The organism is Pseudomonas sp. P97.38 (assembly GCF_001269745.1).
GTDB lineage: Bacteria > Pseudomonadota > Gammaproteobacteria > Pseudomonadales > Pseudomonadaceae > Aquipseudomonas > Aquipseudomonas chlororaphis_E.
Genome location: NZ_LHVJ01000009.1, coordinates 42387 through 60254, shown reverse-complemented (window position 1 = coordinate 60254; position 17868 = coordinate 42387). Strand labels below are relative to the sequence as shown.

Genomic DNA, 17868 nt, shown 5'->3' with positions numbered 1-17868 from the left:
ATGGGTTAATTGACTGATCTTCCGCTATCGCGAGCAAGCTCGCTCCCACATTGGTTTTGTGTAGACCAAATAATCACGGAACACCCATGAAACTGCGCCTGGCCCTCACCCTGTCCCTGCTGCCAACCCCCGACCTGCTGGCCGACACGTTCGAGCGCGAGCAGGCACTGAAGCTGCCCGACATCGTGATCAGCGCCAACCGCCAGGTCGAGGCGCGAAATGACAGCAGTGCCGCCAACACGGTCTTCACCCGCGACGACATCGAACGCTTGCAGCCGGCCAGCGTCAGTGACCTGCTCAGTCGCGTGCCGGGGGTGCAGGTCGCGCCGCTGGGTGGACGCGGCAGCCTGCCGGGGATCTACATTCGCGGCACCAAGTCGGCCCAGAGCCTGGTATTGGTGGACGGCCAGCGCATCGGCAACGCCACCTCCGGTGACAGTAACCTGCAACGGCTGAATATCAACCAGATCGAGCGAGTGGAAGTACTGCGGGGCTCGCGCTCGGTCCTCTATGGCGCCGATGCAGTGGGCGGAGTCATCCAGATCTTTACCCGTCGAGGCCATGAACAGGGCGTGCAACCGCGCCTGCACCTGGGCGCCGGCAGTCACCAAACCTGGGAACGCAGCCTGGGGCTGTCCGGCGGCGATGAACAGACGCGCTTCAACCTCGGCGCCAGCCTGGACGAATCCGCTGGCACCAATCGGACCCACACCTCCTACGCCAGCGACCGCGACGACGACGCCAACCGCAACCAGTCGCTGAGCCTGAGCCTGAGCCATGCGCTGACAGACGGCCTGGAAGTCGGGCTGAATCTGCTGGATAACCGCGGCAAGAGCGAATACGACAACCCGTTCGGCCGCTTTGACCCGGCGACGTTCGAATCACTGCCCCAGCAGCCGTACAGCGAGTTTGCCGTGAGCAGCTTCAGCAGCTACGTGGATGGACGCATCAACGACACCTGGAAATCCCGCCTCGAAGTGGGCCACAGCGAGAATCGCGAGAAGACCTTCGACAAGCTCAGCGATGTCCGCGAAGTGTTCAACACCTACCGCGACTCCGTGACCTGGCAGAACGACGTGACGCTGGATGAGCACAACAGCCTGATCGTGGGCGGCGACTGGTATGAGGATCGGGTCAACAGCAGTACACCGTTCGACGAGGACAGTCGCTGGAACCGCGCCGCGTTTATCCAGCACCGCTACCAGGCCGAGGCGTTTTCCACCGAATTGGGCCTGCGACGCGACCAGAACCAGCAATTCGGCGGCCAGAACAGTTGGAGCGGCACCCTCACCCTGCCGGTTTCGCCGGGCAACGACCTGTTGCTGACCTACAGCGAAAGTTTTCGCGCGCCGACCTTCAACGACCTGTACTACCCGGACTACAGCAACCCGAACCTCACCCCCGAGACCGCCAAGAGCTACGAACTGCAATGGCGCAGCCAATTGGGAGAGGACACCCGCCTGGAGACCTCGCTGTATCGCACTGACCTCAAGGACGCGATCATTTTCGGCAGCCAGTCACGCCCGCAGAACGTCGCCTCGGCGCGGATCAACGGCGTCGAAATGGCCTTGATGCAGGATCTGTTCGGCTGGCAGGGCAACCTGGCCGTGGCCGTGATCGACCCACGGGACAGGGACAGCGGCCACACCCTGGCCCGCCGCGCCCGCCGGACCTTGAGCCTGGACCTGGACCGCTCATTCGACCGACTGAGCCTCGGTGCGACCTGGCAAGCGGTGAGCAGCAGCTACGACGATGAGAACAACCGCCATGCGCTGGGTGGCTATGCCCTCCTGGGCTTGCGCAGCGGGTGGGCGCTGAGCCGGGAAGTGAAGTTGGAAATGAAGGTGGATAACCTGCTGGACAAAGGTTATAGCCGGGCGCTGTATAGCCATGATGGGGCCCAGTATGGGTATCGGGAGGAAGGTCGGACGTGGTTGTTTGGGGTGACCTGGACACCGTCACTCTGATCCAGAGTTTGTGGTGCCTGGACTGGCCCCTTCGCGGGCGAGCCCGCTCCCACAGTTGATCGATGTTGCCGCCCAGGACGCGGTCATCTGTAAGAGCGAGCTGGCTCGCGATTGCAGGCGCCTGGGTCTATTTATCCGGCGCAATCAACTCACACAACCGGGCCGTCGCCTCGATCATCTGCCCACTGGGCCGCTCCAGCCCCTTGTCGGTCACCCGCAGCAACCGCTCTTGCGCCACCGGCCAGGCTTTCCAGGCATCGAGCTGGGCCTGTTCCGTGGCCAGGATCGCCTGCGGCTTGCGCTGCAACACCGACTCCACGCTCACTTGCGGCGCCGGCAGGCTCAGGTCGGCGAACACATTGCGCGCGCCGCACACCGCCAGGGCATCGCTGATGATCTGGCCACCGCCCACGGTATAGAGCGGCCGATCCCACACCTGATAAAACACCGGCAGCGGTGGCTCGCGCCGGTAGCGTTGGCGCAGGCCCTCCAGGCGCTCGCGCAACTGCGCCGCGCGTTGCATGCCCCGTTCCGGCCGGCCAAGCTGCGCGGCGATGGCTTCGATTTGCGTGATCAACTGGTCGAGGTCGTGGGGGTCGACCACGTGGATGGCGATGCCCAGGCCCTTGAGCTGCTCACGCTGGGCCGGTCCTACGCTGCCGGGCCAGAGCAGGAGCAGGTCGGGCTTGAGGCTGAGCAAGCGCTCCATGTCCAGTTGCCCGTAACGCCCAACCGAAGGCAGGTTGCCCAGCACGGCGGGACGCTCACCGCCGTCCAGCACGCCCACCAGCAGGTCGGCGCAATCGAGCTCGACAACGATTTCCGATAACGAAGGCGCCAGGCTGACCACCCGTGGGGCCGCAACCGCCGAGGCACTGACGGCCAGCAGCACAACCGCCAGCCAGCGGTGCATCAGCCGAGTTGACGCGGGATGCGGTACAGGTAGAACAACACGGCCGTGGACAACGCCAGCAGCATCAACGGCACCGCTTCGAGGCCGACGAATACCGCCAGCGCACCGACCCAGGCCGGCAGCGCGGCGACCAGGAGCGCCGCACGCCGACGGGCCGCCAGGCGAATCCAGGCTTGGGGCTCATCCGCCGTGTCGAGGGCTTTCTGGGTGGCGATCAAGGCGTTCTTGTAGGGCCCGAAGAAACGCAGGCTGACAAACATCGACGCCACGCCCGCAATGAACAACGGCATCGCCAGCACCGGCAGGATCGCCTCGCCCTGACCGAACACCGCGTTGATCACGAACAGCGGCAGCAAGGCCAGCGCCAGGTACTGCCACCACGTGACGGACAGGCGCCGCCGGACCTGACCACGCGTCACGCCCGGTCGACCTCGCCCTGGTGCTCGTTGCCCATCATGTGGTCGAGCTTGCTGGCCTTGGTCGCCAGGTAGAGCTTGTTGTGGGGGTTATGACCGGTGTGCAGCGGCACGCGCTCGGCCACGACGATGCCCATGTCGGTCAACGCCTTGACCTTGCGCGGGTTGTTGGTCATCAACCGCAAGGACGTGACCCCCAGGTGCTGGAGCATCGGCTGGCAGATGCTGTAGTCGCGCATGTCGGCGGCAAAGCCGAGGCGCTCATTGGCCTCGACGGTATCCGCGCCGCCATCTTGCAACTCATAGGCGCGAATCTTGTTCAGCAGGCCAATGCCCCGCCCTTCCTGGCGCAGGTACAGCAATACGCCACGGCCTTCGCGGGCAATCGCCTGCAAGGCCGCCTCGAGTTGCGAACCGCAATCGCAGCGCTGGCTGAACAAGGCATCGCCCGTCAGGCATTCGGAATGCAGGCGGCCGAGCACCGGTGCGCCGTCGGCGAAATCACCCAGGCTCAGCACGACGTGCTCGCGGCCGGTGGCTTCATCGAGAAAACCATGCATGGTGAATTGCGCAAAGGGCGTTGGCAGCTTGGAAGCGGCAACAAAAACGACAGGCACCGGTGTGCTCCTGATCTAGTACTGGAGTTTCGCAGAGGCGGGCATTGTAACAGCACGTCAAGACAGACGCTTAGGCTGAATTGTCGGCCATAACCATCGAAAAGTTTGATTACGGCTTCGGTGGATTGCCATTCTCGTCGAACGGATAGGGTTGTTTCCAACGCTCGAAGATCGGTTTCAACTTGCCGTTCTTGACCAATACCTCCATGCGCCGGTCGAACAGCGCGCGCAAGGCCCGGCCGTTCTCGTTGTTGGCAAACCCCAGGTAGAGCGGCAGGTTGATCAACGGCGAGAGCTTGTACTGCTGGGGATTGTCGGCCTTGGCGAGCACCTGCTGGATCTCCATCAGCGCATCGATATAGAAATCGGCGCGATCATGGGCAAGCATCGGCAAGATCCCCACCGCCCGGTGAATTTCGTTGTAACGCCGGATGTTGGGCAGGTAGCTGTTGTATTCGTAGCCACGCATCCACACCAGCCGGTAGTTGCCGACGGTGGTCAGCGTCGGGGACGGCTTGGAAGCCAGCCCCAGGGCATAGATATGATCGACGTCGTAGTGCCAATGAGGGTAGAGCAGGCCTTCGGTTTCATCGCGGTAGGCGCCCACCTGTGCGTCGACTTCGCCGCGCTGCACCAACCCGATCGAGCGGGTGTACGGCACGCTGCGGATCTCCAGCTTGACGCCTTCAGGCTCGAACACCTCGCGCAGGATGTCCCAGGCCATGCCCTGGCCATCGGCCTGGGTGTAATTGGCCCACTCCTCGCTGGCCGCGCGGATCTTGCCCGGCAGCGGCGCCGGGTCGGCCGCTCGCACGCCGAGGCAGGCCCCCAGACACAGCAACAGCAGTAGTGCGCGGCTGACGCCCATTCCTGGCTCCCTCAGGTGAAACACCACACCAATCCTTGCATTGCCAGCCAGGCAAAGACCCCGGCCAGGACATCGTCGAGCATGATACCGACGCCTCCGTGAACATGCCGGTCGATCCAGCGGATCGGCCATGGCTTGAGGATATCGAAGAAGCGAAACACCAGGAAACCCATTATCAGCCAGTACCAGCCTTCCGGCACCAGCCAGAGGGTGATCCACATGCCGACCATTTCGTCCCAGACGATGCCTTCATGATCGTGCACCCGCAGGTCATCCGCCACTTTGCCACAGAGCCAGAAGCCAAACAGCATGGTGAGGCCCAGCATCAGCCAGTAGCCCCAGTCCGGCAACATCTGCCACAACGGTATGAAGGGTAGCGCAACCAGCGAGCCCCAGGTGCCCGGCGCTTTAGGCAAGGTTCCCGAACCGAAGCCGAAGGCCATGAAATGCCAGGGATTGCGCCAGACCGAGGGTGGAACGAACTCCGCCGGGACCTGGTTGGGATGATCTGTCACGGTGTCTCCCGAAAATGTTGGTAGCCCCGGATGTGCGGGGTGATGTCCTGTCCATGGCGGTCGACCAGCGAAACGCCCTCGCCTGCCGCTACGCGACCGATCACATGGATCGGCCAGCCTTCGGCTTGCAGCGCCGACAACCCGGCCGGCGGCAAGGTAAACAGCAACACGTAATCGTCGCCGCCACTCAGGGCCGCATCCGTCGCGCCCGGCACGCCAAGGAACGTCACTAAAGCCTTGGACAACGGCAGGCGGTCCCGTTCAACCTCAATGGCCACGGCGGATGCCTGGGCAATATGTCCGCAATCGGCCAGCAGGCCATCGGAAATATCCATTGCCGCGCGGGCCTTGCCCCGCAGCGCCAGGCCCAGGTCGATCTGCGGCCGGGGCGACCAGTAGTGTGCCAGCAGGGGGGCGGCGACAGCGGTTTCGGCGATGCGCTGGCCAAGCACCAGCGGCAAGGCGCCAGCGGCGTTGCCCAACTCGCCGCCGACGCAGAGCAGATCGCCAGGTTGCGCGCCGCCACGGGTCAGGGCCTGGCCGACAGGCACTCGGCCAAACACCGTCAGGGTCAGGCTCAACGGCCCTCGCGTGGTGTCACCGCCCACCAGCGTTACGCCACAGGCCTGGGCCATCTGGTTCAAGCCGCGGGCATAGGCCAGCAGCCAATCGGCGGTTACCGTCGGCAGGGTCAGGGCAAGGGTAAAGGCAACCGGAGTGGCGCCCATGGCGGCCAGGTCGCTGACCGCAACGGCCAGCGAGCGCTGGCCGAGCAGGAACGGATCGCAGGGATCAGGGAAGTGCACACCGGCCACGAGGGTGTCGGTGGACACCGCCAGTTGCTCCCCAGCAGGCACAGCCAGCAAAGCGCAGTCGTCGCCGATCCCCAGCGCGACGCCCTCGCCGCCCTGCGCACAAGGCGCGGCGGCGAAGTAATTACGGATCAGCTCAAATTCGCCCATAGCCGCCGCAAGCGCCGTTCAGCGCTTGAACGCCTTCACTTCAGCTTCACGCAGGCGAGGGGCCAGCTTGTCGAGGACACCGTTGACGAACTTGTGGCCGTCGGTGGAACCGAAGACCTTCGCCAGCTCGATACCCTCGTTGATCACCACGCGGTACGGAACGTCGACGCGCTTGAGCAGTTCCCAGGTGGACAGGCGCAAGACCGCCAGTTCAACCGGGTCCAGCTCTTCGATGGTCAGGTCCAGGCACGGCGCAAGCGCGGTGTCGATTTCGGTCTTGAACTGCGGAACCCCGTGAAGGATTTCGCGGAAGTAGGCGCCGTCGACATCACTGAAATCGTTGTCGACCCGGAACTGCGCTTCGATCTCGTTCAACGATTGCTTGGCCATGTGCCATTGATAAAGTGCCTGGGTCGCGAGCTGACGGGCTTCGCGGCGCTTGGCGCTTTTCGACGGTTTGCCGGCATCGGCGGGCTTGGGATCGCGCGGGTTGAAACGATCGCTTTCGTCGCTAATCACTTGGCCTCCAACTGCGCCAGCAGGCTGACCATTTCCAGGGCGGACAGGGCCGCTTCGGCACCTTTGTTACCGGCCTTGGTGCCGGAACGCTCGATGGCTTGCTCGATGGAATCAACGGTCAGCACGCCGAAGGCGACGGGTACGCCGAACTCCATGGACACCTGGGCCAGGCCCTTGGTGCACTCGCCGGCCACGTATTCGAAGTGCGGGGTACCGCCACGAATGACCGCGCCCAGGGCGATGATCGCCGCGTATTCGCCTTTTTGCGCGACTTTCTGCGCAACCAGCGGAATTTCGAAGGCGCCAGGCGCACGGATGATGGTGATGTCGCTTTCGCTCACGCCATGGCGAACCAGGGCATCGACCGCACCGCCAACCAGGCTCTCGACCACGAAACTGTTGAAACGGCCGACTACCAGAGCATAGCGGCCTTTAGGGGCGATGAAGGTACCTTCGATGGTCTTCAGGGTCATTCGTCAGATCTCTTAAAGAGCCAGAGCGCGTTCTTTACGCGCTCTTTCAGTGATATTAGCCACGAATACAAAGCCTCAACGCAGCGAAGTGTAAACCTTTGTGGGAGCGGGCTTGCCCGCGAAAGCGATGGAACCTTCAACATTGATGTCGACTGACACATCGCCTTCGCGGGCAAGCCCGCTCCCACAAGGGCCCCCTTCACTGAACAAGGGCCATTATTCGGAGGGCACGTATTCTACAACTTCCAGATCGAAACCGGATATCGCATTAAATTTCATCGGTGCGCTCATCAGGCGCATTTTACGCACGCCCAGGTCGCGAAGGATCTGCGAACCGGCGCCGACGATGCTGTAGGTGGTCGGCTTTTTCACCGCCGCCTGGTCGCCGGTCTCGCGGATGTGCGCCAGCAACACATCGCCATCGAGCGGATGCCCGAGCAGCAGGACCACGCCACTGCCGGCCTCGGCCACCGCCGCCATCGCGGCCCGCAGGCTCCAGCGGCCGGGCTGCTTGACCATCAGCAGGTCGCGCAGCGGGTCCATGTTATGCACCCGCACCAGGGTCGGTTCCTCGGCGCACACGGTGCCCAGGGTCAGCGCCATGTGCACGTCGCCTTCCACCGAATCACGGTAGGTCACCAGGTTGAACTGGCCCAGCTCGCTGTCCAGGGGCTGCTCGGCAATCCGCTGAACGGTACGTTCGTGGATCATCCGGTAGTGGATCAGGTCGGCGATGGTGCCGATCTTGATGCCGTGTTCGGCGGCGAACGCTTCCAGCTCCGCGCGACGGGACATGGTGCCGTCATCGTTCATCACTTCGCAGATCACACCGCTGGGCTCGAAACCGGCCATGCGCGCCAGGTCGCAAGCCGCCTCGGTGTGACCGGCGCGGGCCAGGGTGCCACCGGCCTGGGCCATCAGCGGGAAGATGTGGCCAGGGCTGACGATGTCTTCGGCCTTGGCGTCTCTCGCGGCGGCCGCCTGCACGGTGCGCGCCCGGTCCGCGGCGGAGATACCGGTGGTCACGCCCTCGGCGGCCTCGATGGACACGGTGAACTTGGTGCCGAAGCCGGAACCGTTGCGCGGCGCCATCAGCGGCAGCTTCAGCAATTCGCAGCGCTCGCGGGTCATTGGCATGCAGATCAGGCCGCGGGCGTGCTTGGCCATGAAGTTGATGTGCTCGGCCTTGCAGCACTCGGCGGCCATGATCAGGTCGCCTTCGTTCTCGCGGTCTTCGTCATCCATGAGGATGACCATCTTGCCTTGGCGGATGTCTTCGACCAGTTCTTCGATGCTATTGAGCGCCACGCGGCACCCCCTTGGGTCAGGATTTGAGGTAGCCGTTGGCGGCCAGGAAACTTTCGGTGATATTGCCGCCGGATGCAGGCTCCGCGGCCTTGTCACCGAGCAGCAGGCGCTCCAGGTAACGGGCCAGCAGGTCGACCTCCAGGTTGACCCGGCGACCCGGCCGATACGAGGCCATGATGGTTTCGCTCAAGGTGTGCGGAATGATCGTCAGCAGGAACTCGGCACCGTCCACGGCATTGACCGTCAGGCTGGTGCCATCGACGGTGATCGAGCCTTTATGGGCGATGTACTTGGCCAGTTCCTTCGGCGCGCGGATACGAAACTCCACGGCCCGTGCATTATCGGTACGCGAAACCACCTCGCCGACGCCGTCCACGTGGCCGCTGACCAAGTGGCCGCCCAGGCGGGTGGTGGGAGTCAGGGCTTTTTCCAGGTTGACCGGGCTGCCGCTCTTGAGGTCGTTCATCGCGGTGCAGTCGAGGGTTTCGCGGCTGACGTCTGCCAAAAAGCCATTGCCCGGCAGCTCGACGGCCGTCAGGCACACGCCATTGACCGCAATGCTGTCGCCCAGCTTGACGTCGCTCAGGTCGAGCTTGCCGGTTTCGACGTGGACCCGCACATCCCCGCCCTTGGGAGTGAGTGCACGGATACTGCCGATGGATTCGATGATGCCGGTAAACATGGAGTCCTCCTCGAGAACAGGCCGCCGCTTGCGCGAAAGCCGGGAATTATACGCTGGCCGGGGACACGGGAACGGCGATGACTCGCCAGTCATCGCCCACGGCGCGGATTTCGGTGATTTTCAGTTCCGGGGCGTCTTTCATCCGCGCCAGCGGCCAGTCCAGCAACGGACGCGCCGAGGAGCCGAGGAACTTGCCGGCGATGAACAACTGGAATTCGTCCACCAACCCTTGCCGAGCGAACGCCCCCGCCAGGCGCGGACCGGCTTCCACCAGCACCTCGTTGACGCCGCGGGCGGCCAGCGCCACCAGCAATTGATGCAGATCGACCTGCCCGTCATCCCCCGGCACCCGCAGGCATTCGGGGCCATTGGCGTATTGTTCCTCCACCGCCATGCAGGTCGCGACCAGCGCCGGGCCGGCCTTGAAGAACGCCGCGTCCAGCGGGACCCGCAGGCGACCGTCCACCAGTACCCGCAGCGGCGGGCGGCTCATGGCCAGGGCGGTCTGCTGCGCGTCGAGCCCGAGTTCATCGGCGCGCACGGTCAAGCGGGCATTGTCCGCCAGCACCGTATCGGCGCCGGTCAGCACCACGCTGGCCTGGGCCCGCAGGCGTTGCACCGCCGAACGTGCGGCCGGGCCGGTGATCCACTGGCTCTCGCCGCTTTCCATGGCCGTGCGGCCATCGAGGCTCATCGCCAGCTTGACCCGCACGAACGGTAGGCCATGCTCCATGCGCTTGAGAAAGCCCGGGTTGAGGGCCCGCGCCTCGCCTTCGAGCACACCGCTCTCGCAAGCGATGCCGGCCTGGGCCAGCCGTTGCAGGCCGCGACCGGCGACTTCCGGGTTCGGATCCTGCATCGCCGCGACCACCCGGGCCACGCCGGCGTTCACCAACGCATCGGCGCACGGGGGCGTGCGCCCGTGGTGGCTGCACGGTTCGAGGGTCACATAGGCGGTGGCGCCCCGGGCCAGCTCACCGGCGGCGCGCAAAGCATGGACTTCGGCATGGGGTTCGCCGGCGCGCACGTGCCAGCCCTCGCCGACCACCTGCCCGTCACGCACGATCACGCAACCGACCCGGGGATTGGGGTGGGTGGTGTAGCGACCGCGCCGCGCCAGCTCCAGCGCACGGGCCATGTAGTGGGCGTCAAGGACTGCCTGCTGCGACGCGCCGGTCATTCTTTCACCGGTTCACGGGCCAGGCGGTCGATTTCCTCGCGGAACTCGTTCAGGTCCTGGAAGCGTCGGTACACCGAGGCGAAACGGATGTAGGCGACTTCGTCGAGCTTCTGCAACTCGGCCATCACCAGCTCACCGACCACCAGGGACTTGACCTCGCGCTCGCCGGTAGCCCGCAGCTTGTGCTTGATGTGCACCAGCGCCGCTTCCAGGCGCTCGACGCTCACCGGACGCTTTTCCAGGGCGCGCTGCATACCGGCGCGCAGTTTTTCTTCGTCGAACGGCTGGCGGCTTCCGTCGGTTTTGATCAGGCGCGGCAACACCAGTTCAGCGGTCTCGAACGTGGTGAAGCGTTCGCCGCAGGCCAGGCATTCACGCCGGCGGCGGACCTGTTCGCCCTCGGCGACCAGTCGCGAGTCGATGACCTTGGTGTCGTTGGCACCGCAGAAGGGACAGTGCATGGTGGCAGGCAACAAAAAAAGGGAGGGCCATGGTAGCGCATCCCACTGGCAAGACAAGCCATAGGGTTTACGGTATACAGACGGGCTTACCGTCTGATTCATGGAAATTACCTTGCTGGAGCCACACATGCCGCTACGATCGCTCGTTTTGCTCAGTCTTTTCAGCCTGCTGATGGCGTGCAGCAGCGATGCGCCCAAGCCCGCTGCACCCGCACCGGCACCCGCACCGAAACAGGCCCAGGAAAAAGCCCGCCAGGCCGCCGAGCTGGGCCCGCTGCCCGCCTACCAGCGCGAATTGAGCGGCACCTTGCAAGGCGTGCCGGCCGGGGCCGAAGTCGAACTGGCGCTGCTGGTGATCGATGACAAGGACCGTCCGCAACAGCTGCTTGCCAGTTCCAGCCTGATCGGCACCAACCAGGCCCTGCCCTTCCACCTGCGGTTCAACCCGGAAGCGTTTCCGGTCGGCGCCCGCGTGGAACTGCGTGGACGGGCCAGCCAGTCGGGCCAGTTGATCCTGCACCTGCCGGAACAGCGCATCACCCAACCGACCACCCAGGCCCTGGGCGCCCTGCAATTCGTCAAGGCGCCATGAACGCCCCGCACGACCTGCAAGAGGCCTTGGGCCAATTGCTGGGAGACGCGCGCCTGGTGGCCTGCCCGCTGCCCGACACCGACCTGAAGCTGTGGCTGATCGACGGCGACAACATGGACCGCGCCTTCAGCCCGGAAGAAACCCGGCGCATCCTTCACGAACCGCCCTACTGGAGTTTCTGCTGGGCCAGCGGCCTGGCCATGGCCCGCTACCTGGTCGAACAACCGCAGTGGGTCGAGGGCAAGCGCGTGCTGGACTTCGGCGCCGGCTCCGGCGTGGCCGGTATCGCCGCGCTCAAGGCTGGGGCGCTGGAAGTGGTGGCCTGCGACCTCGATCCGCTGGCGATCGCGGCGTGCCGCGCCAATGCCGCGCTCAACGGCGTGGATCTGGGGTATTCGGCGGACTTTTTCGCCGAGGCCGACCGCTTCGACCTGATCCTGGTGGCCGACGTGCTCTACGACCGGACCAACCTGCCGTTGCTCGATCAATTCCTCAGCCGTGGCCGCGAGGCCTTGGTGGCCGATTCAAGGGTGCGGGATTTCCAGCATCCGCTGTACCGGCGCATCGAAAGGCTGCAAGCGATGACCTTGCCGGACCTGGCTGAGCCTGAGGAGTTTCGGCACGTGAGCCTGTATCACGCGCGGCGCGAGAGTTAAAAGCTTCGCGAGCAAGCCCGCGCCCGCAAGGGATCTCAAGTGTTCGCGCGCGCCCTGTGGGAGCGGGCTCGCTCGCGAAGGCGGCCTACCCGATACCACGGGACGAAAGACCTCCCCGCTTTCAGCTACCCCCACCAAGCCGTATAGTTGCCCCATTCAAGCGTTCTACGAGATTCCCATGAGCCAGGACACGCCTTACATCTTCGACGCCACCACCGCCGACTTCGACCAGTCGGTGATCGCGAACTCCTTCCACAAACCGGTGCTGGTGGATTTCTGGGCCGAGTGGTGCGCGCCGTGCAAGGCCCTGATGCCGATGCTGCAAAGCATCGCCGAGAGTTATCAGGGTGAACTGCTGCTGGCCAAGGTCAACTGCGACATCGAACAGGACATCGTCGCCCGCTTCGGCATCCGCAGCCTGCCAACCGTGGTGCTGTTCAAGGACGGCCAGCCCGTCGATGGCTTCGCCGGGGCCCAACCGGAATCCGCGGTGCGGGCAATGCTCGAGCCGCACGTGCAGATGCCGCCGCCAGCCGCCGCCGACCCGTTCGAGCAGGCCCAGGCGCTGTTCGACGACGGCCGTTTCGCCGACGCCGAAGCCCTGCTCACGGTGTTGCTGGGCGAAGACAACACCAACGCCAAGGCGCTGATCCTGTATGCCCGTTGCCTGACTGAACGGGGTGAACTGAGTGAAGCCCAGACGGTGCTCGATGCGGTGAAAAGCGACGAACACAAGGCCGCCCTGGCCGGTGCCAAGGCGCAGATCCAGTTCCTTGACCTGGCGAAAAACCTGCCGGACGCCGCCGACCTCAAGGCCCGCCTGGCCAAAGACCCGCAGGATGACGAAGCGGTGTACCAGCTGGCGATCCAGCAACTGGCGCGCCAGCAGTACGAACCGGCCCTCGAAGCCCTGCTCAAGTTGTTCATGCGCAACCGCAGCTACAGCGAAGGCCTGCCGCACAAGACGCTGCTGCAAGTGTTCGAGCTGCTGGGCAACGACCATCCACTGGTGACGACCTACCGCCGCAAGCTGTTTGCCGCGTTGTACTAAAAAGCAGTGGCGAGCGACGAGCCTCAAGCGGCAAGACGGTTCTAGCTTGCAGCTTGCCCTCCGGCCCAGCTATAGAGCGGCGTGTCGCCGCCGCTCAATACCTTGACCTCGGCACTGTGTCGCAACCGCACCAGCAAGCGTTTGCCCGCCGAGGCGCTGCCCGTCAATCCTTCCAGTTGCTCCAGCAGGTCCGGACCACTGAGTTGTCCGGCCTTGCGCAGCAGCTCCGTGGCGATCTGCCACAGCGCATCGTCCTGATTGGCCGGTCTGGCCGCAGGTGCCGCCGCCTCGGCGGGCTTGATCACCTGCAACTGCGCACCCAGCTGCGCCCAATCGCCCTCGTCCATGTCGATCGACAAGTCCACCGGCCAATCGCCGACCGTTCCGCGTATCCGCAACATCACCGTGCTCCTGAATATTTCATGTACGCATGCTCCCATGGCCCTTGCGCGACGCCAAGCAGGCGGTCAAACTCTGTTCACGTTATAAGATTACATAACAGATCATCGACCTCTCGGAGACCCGTCATGCGCCGTTTGCTTCTCGCCCTGCCGTTCGCCCTGCTGCCCCTGGCCGTCGCTCACGCGGCGGTCGAGCACGACCATGACCACGAGCATGAACACGGCAGCCTGGGTGCCCACGAACACGGCGTCGGCCGGCTCAACGCCTCGCTCGACGGCCAGACCCTGGAACTGGAGCTGGACAGCCCGGCGATGAACCTGGTGGGTTTCGAACACCCCGCCACCAGCGACGCCGACAAAGCCAAGGTTGCCGCTGTGCGGGCGAAGCTGGAGAAACCGGCAACGCTGGTCAACCTGGCCGATGCCAAATGCACCCTGGAGCAGCAGGAACTGGAAAGCCCGCTGTTCGGCGATGAGCCGGACCACGAGGACCATGACGAAGAGGCCGATGGCGACGAGCATCACCACGAGCACAGCGAAATCCACGCCCGCTACCAGTTCCGTTGCGTCGCACCCAGCGCCTTGACGCACCTGGACCTGGCGTCGCTGTTCAAGGTCTTCCCGGCCACCCGGAAGATCCTGGTGCAGATGATCGGCCCGAACGGCCAGCAAGGCGCGGAACTGACGCCCGAAGCACCGGCCCTTAAATTTTAAGTATTGCGCATCACCCCTGTGGGAGCGGGCTTGCCCGCGAAGAGGCCGGCACATCCAATACAGATGCAGCCTGACACACCGCTTTCGCGAGCAAGCCCGCTCCCACAGGGGCTACTCCACAATCCTGACGTTGGCCACCATGACCCAAGCACTCATCGAACTGTCCGACCTGGGCTTCAGTTGGCCCGGGCATCCGCTGCTGCTGGACATCCCGGCGTTTCGCCTGGAAAGCGGCGAGACGGTGTTTCTCAAAGGCCCGAGCGGCAGCGGCAAGACCACCCTGCTGGGATTGCTCGGCGGCGTGCAGACACCGGACCGGGGCAGCATCCGCCTGCTTGGCCAGGACCTCAGCAAACTGGGCGCGGGCAGCCGGGACCGGTTTCGCGTGGACCACACCGGCTACATCTTCCAGCAATTCAACCTGCTGCCGTTTCTCTCGGTACGCGAGAACGTCGAGCTGCCCTGCCACTTTTCCAGGCTGCGGGCGCAACGGGCCAGGCACCGTCACGGCAGTGTCGACCAGGCCGCGGGCACGCTGCTGGCCCATCTGGGGCTGACCGACCCCAGTTTGTTGGAACGCCGGGCCGATTCGCTGTCCATCGGCCAGCAGCAACGGGTCGCCGCTGCCCGGGCGTTGATCGGCCAGCCGGAGCTGGTGATCGCCGACGAGCCAACCTCGGCCCTGGATTATGACGCCCGGGAAAACTTCCTGCGGCTGCTGTTCGCCGAATGCCGCGAGGCCGGCGCCAGCCTCTTGTTCGTCAGCCACGACCAGAGCCTGGCGCCGCTGTTCGACCGCAACCTCTCGCTGGCCGATCTCAATCGCGCCGCCACGCCTGTCGAGGTCTGAGATGTATTTGTTCCGTCTTGCCATGGCCAGCCTGGCGAACCGTCGTTTCACCGCGATCCTCACCGTGTTCGCCATCGCCCTGTCCGTCTGCCTGCTGCTGGCGGTGGAGCGGGTGCGCACCGAGGCGCGGGCCAGTTTTGCCAGCACCATCAGCGGCACCGACCTGATCGTCGGCGCCCGTTCCGGCTCGGTGAACCTGCTGCTGTATTCGGTGTTTCGCATCGGCAACGCCACCAACAACATCCGCTGGGACAGCTTCGAACACTTCGCCAGCAACCCGAAAGTGAAGTGGGCGATTCCCATGTCCCTCGGCGACTCCCATCGCGGTTACCGGGTGATGGGCACCACCGAGGCCTATTTCGAGCATTACCAGTATGGCCGCCAGCAACACCTGGAACTGGCCGATGGCCGGGCCTTCGCCACCGACCCTTTCGAAGTGGTGCTCGGCGCCGAAGTGGCCGAGGCGCTGCACTACAAGCTCGGTGACAAACTGGTGCTGGCCCATGGAGTCGCGGCGATCAGCCTGGTCAAGCACGACGACAAGCCCTTCACCGTGGTGGGCATTCTCAAGCGCACCGGCACCCCGGTGGACCGCACACTGCACATCAGCCTCGGCGGCATGGAAGCGATCCACATCGATTGGAAAAACGGCGTGCCTGCCCAGGGCAACGGTCGCATCAGCGCCGACCAGGCGCGCAACATGGACCTCACGCCGCAAGCCATCACCGCGTTCATGCTAGGCCTCAACAGCAAGATTTCCACCTTTGCCTTGCAGCGCGAGATCAATGAGTTCCGTGGCGAACCGCTCTTGGCGATCCTGCCCGGCGTGGCCCTGCAGGAATTGTGGAGCCTGATGGGCACGGCGGAAAAAGCCTTGTTCGTGATCTCGCTGTTCGTGGTCCTGACCGGTTTGATCGGCATGCTCACGGCGATTCTCACCAGCCTCAACGAGCGGCGTCGGGAAATGGCCATCCTGCGGTCGGTGGGCGCGCGACCGTGGCACATCGCGAGCCTGCTGGTGCTCGAAGCCTTCGCCCTGGCGCTGGCCGGGGTGGTCGCCGGGCTGGCCCTGCTGTACATCGGCATCGGTGCCGCCCAGGGTTATGTACAGTCGGCCTATGGCCTGTATCTGCCGCTGGGTTGGCCGAGCGAATATGAATGGACGCTCATGGCTGGCATCCTGATCGCCGCCCTGCTGATGGGCAGCGTGCCGGCCTGGCGCGCCTATCGCCAATCGTTGGCCGATGGCTTGTCGATCCGTTTATGAGGACAGTGAAGATGCCCCGCGCCCTGTTTGCGCTGTTGATGATGGTCGCCCTGCCCCTCTGGGCGGCCGAGCCGAGGGACCTGGCCTGGACCGAAATGATCCCGGCGGGCGCACCGCCGGAAGTACCGAACATGACCCCGCTGCACGACCTGTCGCAGATGGGCAACGCCCTGGCCGCCGAGTCCGCCCCCGCGGCCAGGCAGGACCTGCCCAACGCACCGGTGGTCAAGGAACTCGACGGCCAGCGGATTCGCTTGCCGGGCTACATCGTGCCGCTGGAAGTCAGCGAGGAAGGTCGCACCACGGACTTCCTGCTGGTGCCGTACTTCGGCGCCTGCATCCATGTACCGCCACCGCCCTCCAACCAGATCGTGCATGTGAAGAGCGAAGTCGGGGTCAAACTCGACGAGTTGTACCAGCCCTACTGGGTTGAAGGGCCGATGCAGGTCAAGCCATCCACCAGCGAACTGGCCGATGCCGGGTATCAGATGGAGGCCGAAAAGATCTATGTGTATGAACTGCCGGAGTGAGTCTGACGGTTGTTTTTTGGTGGTGAGATAGCTTTCGCGAGCAAGCCCGCTCCCACAGTCGATCGCACGCTTTCTAAACAAACTCCATCCACTGTGGGAGCGGGCTTGCTCGCGAAAGGGCCCTAAAGCATTCATCACACTTTCATTGAGCTGAGTCAAAAGACCCACCCAGAGCGCTCCGTACCATGGGACATCCCTTTTGAAATGTCCTCTGGAGCCCCCATGCACAAGTCCTTGCTCAGCGCTTCCCTCTTTGCCCTCGCGCTCGCAGCCCCACTCGCCCAGGCCCACACCGCCGGCGATATCATCGTTCGCGCCGGTGCCATTACCGTCAATCCAGAGGCCGACAGCGGCAGCGTCAAGGTCGACCGCGGTCCGCTGGCCGGTGCCGACCTGGGCGGCAAGGCGACCATGAGCAGCGACACGCAACTGGGCCTGAACTTCGCCTACATGATCACCGACAACCTGGGTATCGAATTGCTGGCGGCCTCGCCGTTCGAGCACGACGTGAAGATCAAGGGCACCGCCCTGGGCGCTGCCAACAACAAGCTCGGCACGCTCAAGCACCTGCCGCCGACCTTGAGCCTGGTCTACTACCCGCTTGACGCCAAGTCGGCTTTCCAACCTTATGTCGGCGCCGGCATCAACTACACCTGGATCTATGACGAACACGTCGGCAGCGAAGCCAGCGCCAACGGCTTCAGCAACTTTCGCGCGAGCAACAGCTGGGGCATGGCGTGGCAAGTGGGCGCCGACTACATGCTGACCGACAACATCATGATCAACGGCCAGGTGCGCTACATCGACATCGACACCACGGCGTATGTCGACAACAACGCCGTGGCCGGAGGCACCCGGGCCAAGGTGAATGTCGACGTGGATCCATGGATCTACATGGTGGGGTTGGGCTACAAGTTCTAAGCCAA

General features: G+C 64.3%; 22 protein-coding genes. 9 read left to right on the top strand and 13 right to left on the bottom strand.

The window, feature by feature from the left end; genetic code table 11:
* Positions 1-86 precede the first annotated feature (86 nt).
* The gene (locus tag AD664_RS02270; protein WP_053144104.1) at positions 87-1967 is read left to right on the top strand and encodes a TonB-dependent receptor domain-containing protein; all 1881 of its coding nucleotides are present in this window, start codon (positions 87-89) and stop codon (positions 1965-1967) included.
* Between the two features lie 127 nt (positions 1968-2094).
* On the opposite strand, the gene AD664_RS02265 is transcribed toward AD664_RS02270, so the two are convergent.
* From AD664_RS02265 to nrdR, 12 genes are all read right to left on the bottom strand, one after another.
* Positions 2095-2880 carry a cobalamin-binding protein gene (locus tag AD664_RS02265; protein WP_053144102.1) on the bottom strand — a complete coding sequence of 262 codons (786 nt, stop codon included), beginning with the start codon at positions 2878-2880 and terminating at the stop codon, positions 2095-2097.
* Complete coding sequence (locus AD664_RS02260; RefSeq protein ID WP_053144100.1) at positions 2880-3299, bottom strand: hypothetical protein; 420 nt, start codon at positions 3297-3299, stop codon at positions 2880-2882. The genes AD664_RS02265 and AD664_RS02260 overlap by 1 nt, the downstream gene beginning before the upstream one ends.
* Positions 3296-3913 carry a GTP cyclohydrolase II gene (gene ribA / locus AD664_RS02255; protein WP_053144098.1) on the bottom strand — a complete coding sequence of 206 codons (618 nt, stop codon included), beginning with the start codon at positions 3911-3913 and terminating at the stop codon, positions 3296-3298. Before ribA ends, AD664_RS02260 begins: the two co-directional genes overlap by 4 nt.
* 109 nt (positions 3914-4022) lie before the next feature.
* Positions 4023-4781, bottom strand: coding sequence for an ABC transporter substrate-binding protein (locus tag AD664_RS02250; protein ID WP_053144096.1), 759 nt, complete (start codon positions 4779-4781; stop codon positions 4023-4025).
* A gap of 11 nt (positions 4782-4792) precedes the next feature.
* Complete coding sequence (locus AD664_RS02245; protein ID WP_053144094.1) at positions 4793-5296, bottom strand: phosphatidylglycerophosphatase A; 504 nt, start codon at positions 5294-5296, stop codon at positions 4793-4795.
* Complete coding sequence (thiL, locus tag AD664_RS02240; RefSeq protein WP_053144093.1) at positions 5293-6258, bottom strand: thiamine-phosphate kinase; 966 nt, start codon at positions 6256-6258, stop codon at positions 5293-5295. The genes AD664_RS02245 and thiL overlap by 4 nt, the downstream gene beginning before the upstream one ends.
* A gap of 18 nt (positions 6259-6276) precedes the next feature.
* Positions 6277-6777: a transcription antitermination factor NusB gene (nusB, locus tag AD664_RS02235; RefSeq protein WP_042729444.1), complete on the bottom strand. Its 501-nt coding sequence runs from the start codon at positions 6775-6777 to the stop codon at positions 6277-6279.
* Positions 6774-7250, bottom strand: coding sequence for a 6,7-dimethyl-8-ribityllumazine synthase (gene ribE, locus AD664_RS02230; RefSeq protein ID WP_003206025.1), 477 nt, complete (start codon positions 7248-7250; stop codon positions 6774-6776). Before ribE ends, nusB begins: the two co-directional genes overlap by 4 nt.
* A 216-nt stretch (positions 7251-7466) precedes the next feature.
* The gene (gene ribBA, locus AD664_RS02225; RefSeq protein ID WP_053144092.1) at positions 7467-8558 is read right to left on the bottom strand and encodes a bifunctional 3,4-dihydroxy-2-butanone-4-phosphate synthase/GTP cyclohydrolase II; all 1092 of its coding nucleotides are present in this window, start codon (positions 8556-8558) and stop codon (positions 7467-7469) included.
* A gap of 16 nt (positions 8559-8574) precedes the next feature.
* Positions 8575-9240 carry a riboflavin synthase gene (locus tag AD664_RS02220; protein ID WP_053144091.1) on the bottom strand — a complete coding sequence of 222 codons (666 nt, stop codon included), beginning with the start codon at positions 9238-9240 and terminating at the stop codon, positions 8575-8577.
* A 46-nt stretch (positions 9241-9286) separates the two neighbouring features.
* Entirely contained in the window at positions 9287-10420 is a 1134-nt protein-coding gene (ribD, locus tag AD664_RS02215; RefSeq protein WP_053144089.1) for a bifunctional diaminohydroxyphosphoribosylaminopyrimidine deaminase/5-amino-6-(5-phosphoribosylamino)uracil reductase RibD, read from the bottom strand.
* Positions 10417-10881, bottom strand: a complete 465-nt coding sequence (nrdR, locus tag AD664_RS02210; RefSeq protein WP_013694316.1) for a transcriptional regulator NrdR — start codon at positions 10879-10881, stop codon at positions 10417-10419. The genes ribD and nrdR overlap by 4 nt, the downstream gene beginning before the upstream one ends.
* Before the next feature lie 127 nt (positions 10882-11008).
* On the opposite strand from nrdR, the gene AD664_RS02205 reads away from it, so the two are divergent.
* From AD664_RS02205 to trxA, 3 genes are all read left to right on the top strand, one after another.
* Entirely contained in the window at positions 11009-11473 is a 465-nt protein-coding gene (locus tag AD664_RS02205; RefSeq protein WP_042729448.1) for a YbaY family lipoprotein, read from the top strand.
* The gene (locus tag AD664_RS02200) at positions 11470-12129 is read left to right on the top strand and encodes a methyltransferase (protein ID WP_053144087.1); all 660 of its coding nucleotides are present in this window, start codon (positions 11470-11472) and stop codon (positions 12127-12129) included. The genes AD664_RS02205 and AD664_RS02200 overlap by 4 nt, the downstream gene beginning before the upstream one ends.
* Before the next feature lie 178 nt (positions 12130-12307).
* Positions 12308-13180 (top strand): thioredoxin, encoded by an 873-nt coding sequence (gene trxA, locus AD664_RS02195; protein ID WP_053144085.1) that lies wholly within the window; start codon positions 12308-12310, stop codon positions 13178-13180.
* 41 nt (positions 13181-13221) lie between these two features.
* Here the strand turns inward: trxA and AD664_RS02190 are convergent, their stop codons facing one another.
* Entirely contained in the window at positions 13222-13581 is a 360-nt protein-coding gene (locus AD664_RS02190) for a hypothetical protein (RefSeq protein WP_053144083.1), read from the bottom strand.
* Between the two features lie 126 nt (positions 13582-13707).
* Here AD664_RS02190 and AD664_RS02185 point away from each other — a divergent pair, with 126 nt between their 5' ends.
* The 5 genes from AD664_RS02185 to AD664_RS02165 all read left to right on the top strand — a co-directional run bounded on the left by AD664_RS02185 (position 13708) and on the right by AD664_RS02165 (position 17863).
* A complete protein-coding gene (locus AD664_RS02185) occupies positions 13708-14295 on the top strand; it encodes a DUF2796 domain-containing protein (protein WP_042729452.1) in 588 nt (195 codons plus the stop codon).
* 139 nt (positions 14296-14434) lie between these two features.
* Positions 14435-15145 (top strand): ABC transporter ATP-binding protein, encoded by a 711-nt coding sequence (locus tag AD664_RS02180; RefSeq protein WP_053144081.1) that lies wholly within the window; start codon positions 14435-14437, stop codon positions 15143-15145.
* A gap of 1 nt (position 15146) precedes the next feature.
* Positions 15147-16412: an ABC transporter permease gene (locus AD664_RS02175; protein WP_053144079.1), complete on the top strand. Its 1266-nt coding sequence runs from the start codon at positions 15147-15149 to the stop codon at positions 16410-16412.
* Between the two features lie 11 nt (positions 16413-16423).
* Positions 16424-16942, top strand: coding sequence for a DUF3299 domain-containing protein (locus tag AD664_RS02170; protein ID WP_042729455.1), 519 nt, complete (start codon positions 16424-16426; stop codon positions 16940-16942).
* Positions 16943-17164: 222 nt separating this feature from the next.
* Positions 17165-17863 (top strand): OmpW family protein, encoded by a 699-nt coding sequence (locus AD664_RS02165; RefSeq protein WP_042729456.1) that lies wholly within the window; start codon positions 17165-17167, stop codon positions 17861-17863.
* The last annotated feature ends 5 nt before the right edge of the window (positions 17864-17868 follow it).

Coding starts and splice junctions, on each gene's coding strand:
- ribD (WP_053144089.1), bottom strand. CDS start 10,420: ATGACCGGCGCGTCGCAGCAGGCAGTCCTTGACGCCCACTACATGGCC.
- AD664_RS02270 (WP_053144104.1), top strand. CDS start 87: ATGAAACTGCGCCTGGCCCTCACCCTGTCCCTGCTGCCAACCCCCGAC.
- trxA (WP_053144085.1), top strand. CDS start 12,308: ATGAGCCAGGACACGCCTTACATCTTCGACGCCACCACCGCCGACTTC.
- AD664_RS02175 (WP_053144079.1), top strand. CDS start 15,147: ATGTATTTGTTCCGTCTTGCCATGGCCAGCCTGGCGAACCGTCGTTTC.
- AD664_RS02200 (WP_053144087.1), top strand. CDS start 11,470: ATGAACGCCCCGCACGACCTGCAAGAGGCCTTGGGCCAATTGCTGGGA.
- AD664_RS02185 (WP_042729452.1), top strand. CDS start 13,708: ATGCGCCGTTTGCTTCTCGCCCTGCCGTTCGCCCTGCTGCCCCTGGCC.
- AD664_RS02250 (WP_053144096.1), bottom strand. CDS start 4,781: ATGGGCGTCAGCCGCGCACTACTGCTGTTGCTGTGTCTGGGGGCCTGC.
- nrdR (WP_013694316.1), bottom strand. CDS start 10,881: ATGCACTGTCCCTTCTGCGGTGCCAACGACACCAAGGTCATCGACTCG.
- AD664_RS02165 (WP_042729456.1), top strand. CDS start 17,165: ATGCACAAGTCCTTGCTCAGCGCTTCCCTCTTTGCCCTCGCGCTCGCA.
- AD664_RS02180 (WP_053144081.1), top strand. CDS start 14,435: ATGACCCAAGCACTCATCGAACTGTCCGACCTGGGCTTCAGTTGGCCC.
- AD664_RS02265 (WP_053144102.1), bottom strand. CDS start 2,880: ATGCACCGCTGGCTGGCGGTTGTGCTGCTGGCCGTCAGTGCCTCGGCG.
- AD664_RS02220 (WP_053144091.1), bottom strand. CDS start 9,240: ATGTTTACCGGCATCATCGAATCCATCGGCAGTATCCGTGCACTCACT.
- thiL (WP_053144093.1), bottom strand. CDS start 6,258: ATGGGCGAATTTGAGCTGATCCGTAATTACTTCGCCGCCGCGCCTTGT.
- AD664_RS02205 (WP_042729448.1), top strand. CDS start 11,009: ATGCCGCTACGATCGCTCGTTTTGCTCAGTCTTTTCAGCCTGCTGATG.
- ribE (WP_003206025.1), bottom strand. CDS start 7,250: ATGACCCTGAAGACCATCGAAGGTACCTTCATCGCCCCTAAAGGCCGC.
- AD664_RS02190 (WP_053144083.1), bottom strand. CDS start 13,581: ATGTTGCGGATACGCGGAACGGTCGGCGATTGGCCGGTGGACTTGTCG.
- AD664_RS02170 (WP_042729455.1), top strand. CDS start 16,424: ATGCCCCGCGCCCTGTTTGCGCTGTTGATGATGGTCGCCCTGCCCCTC.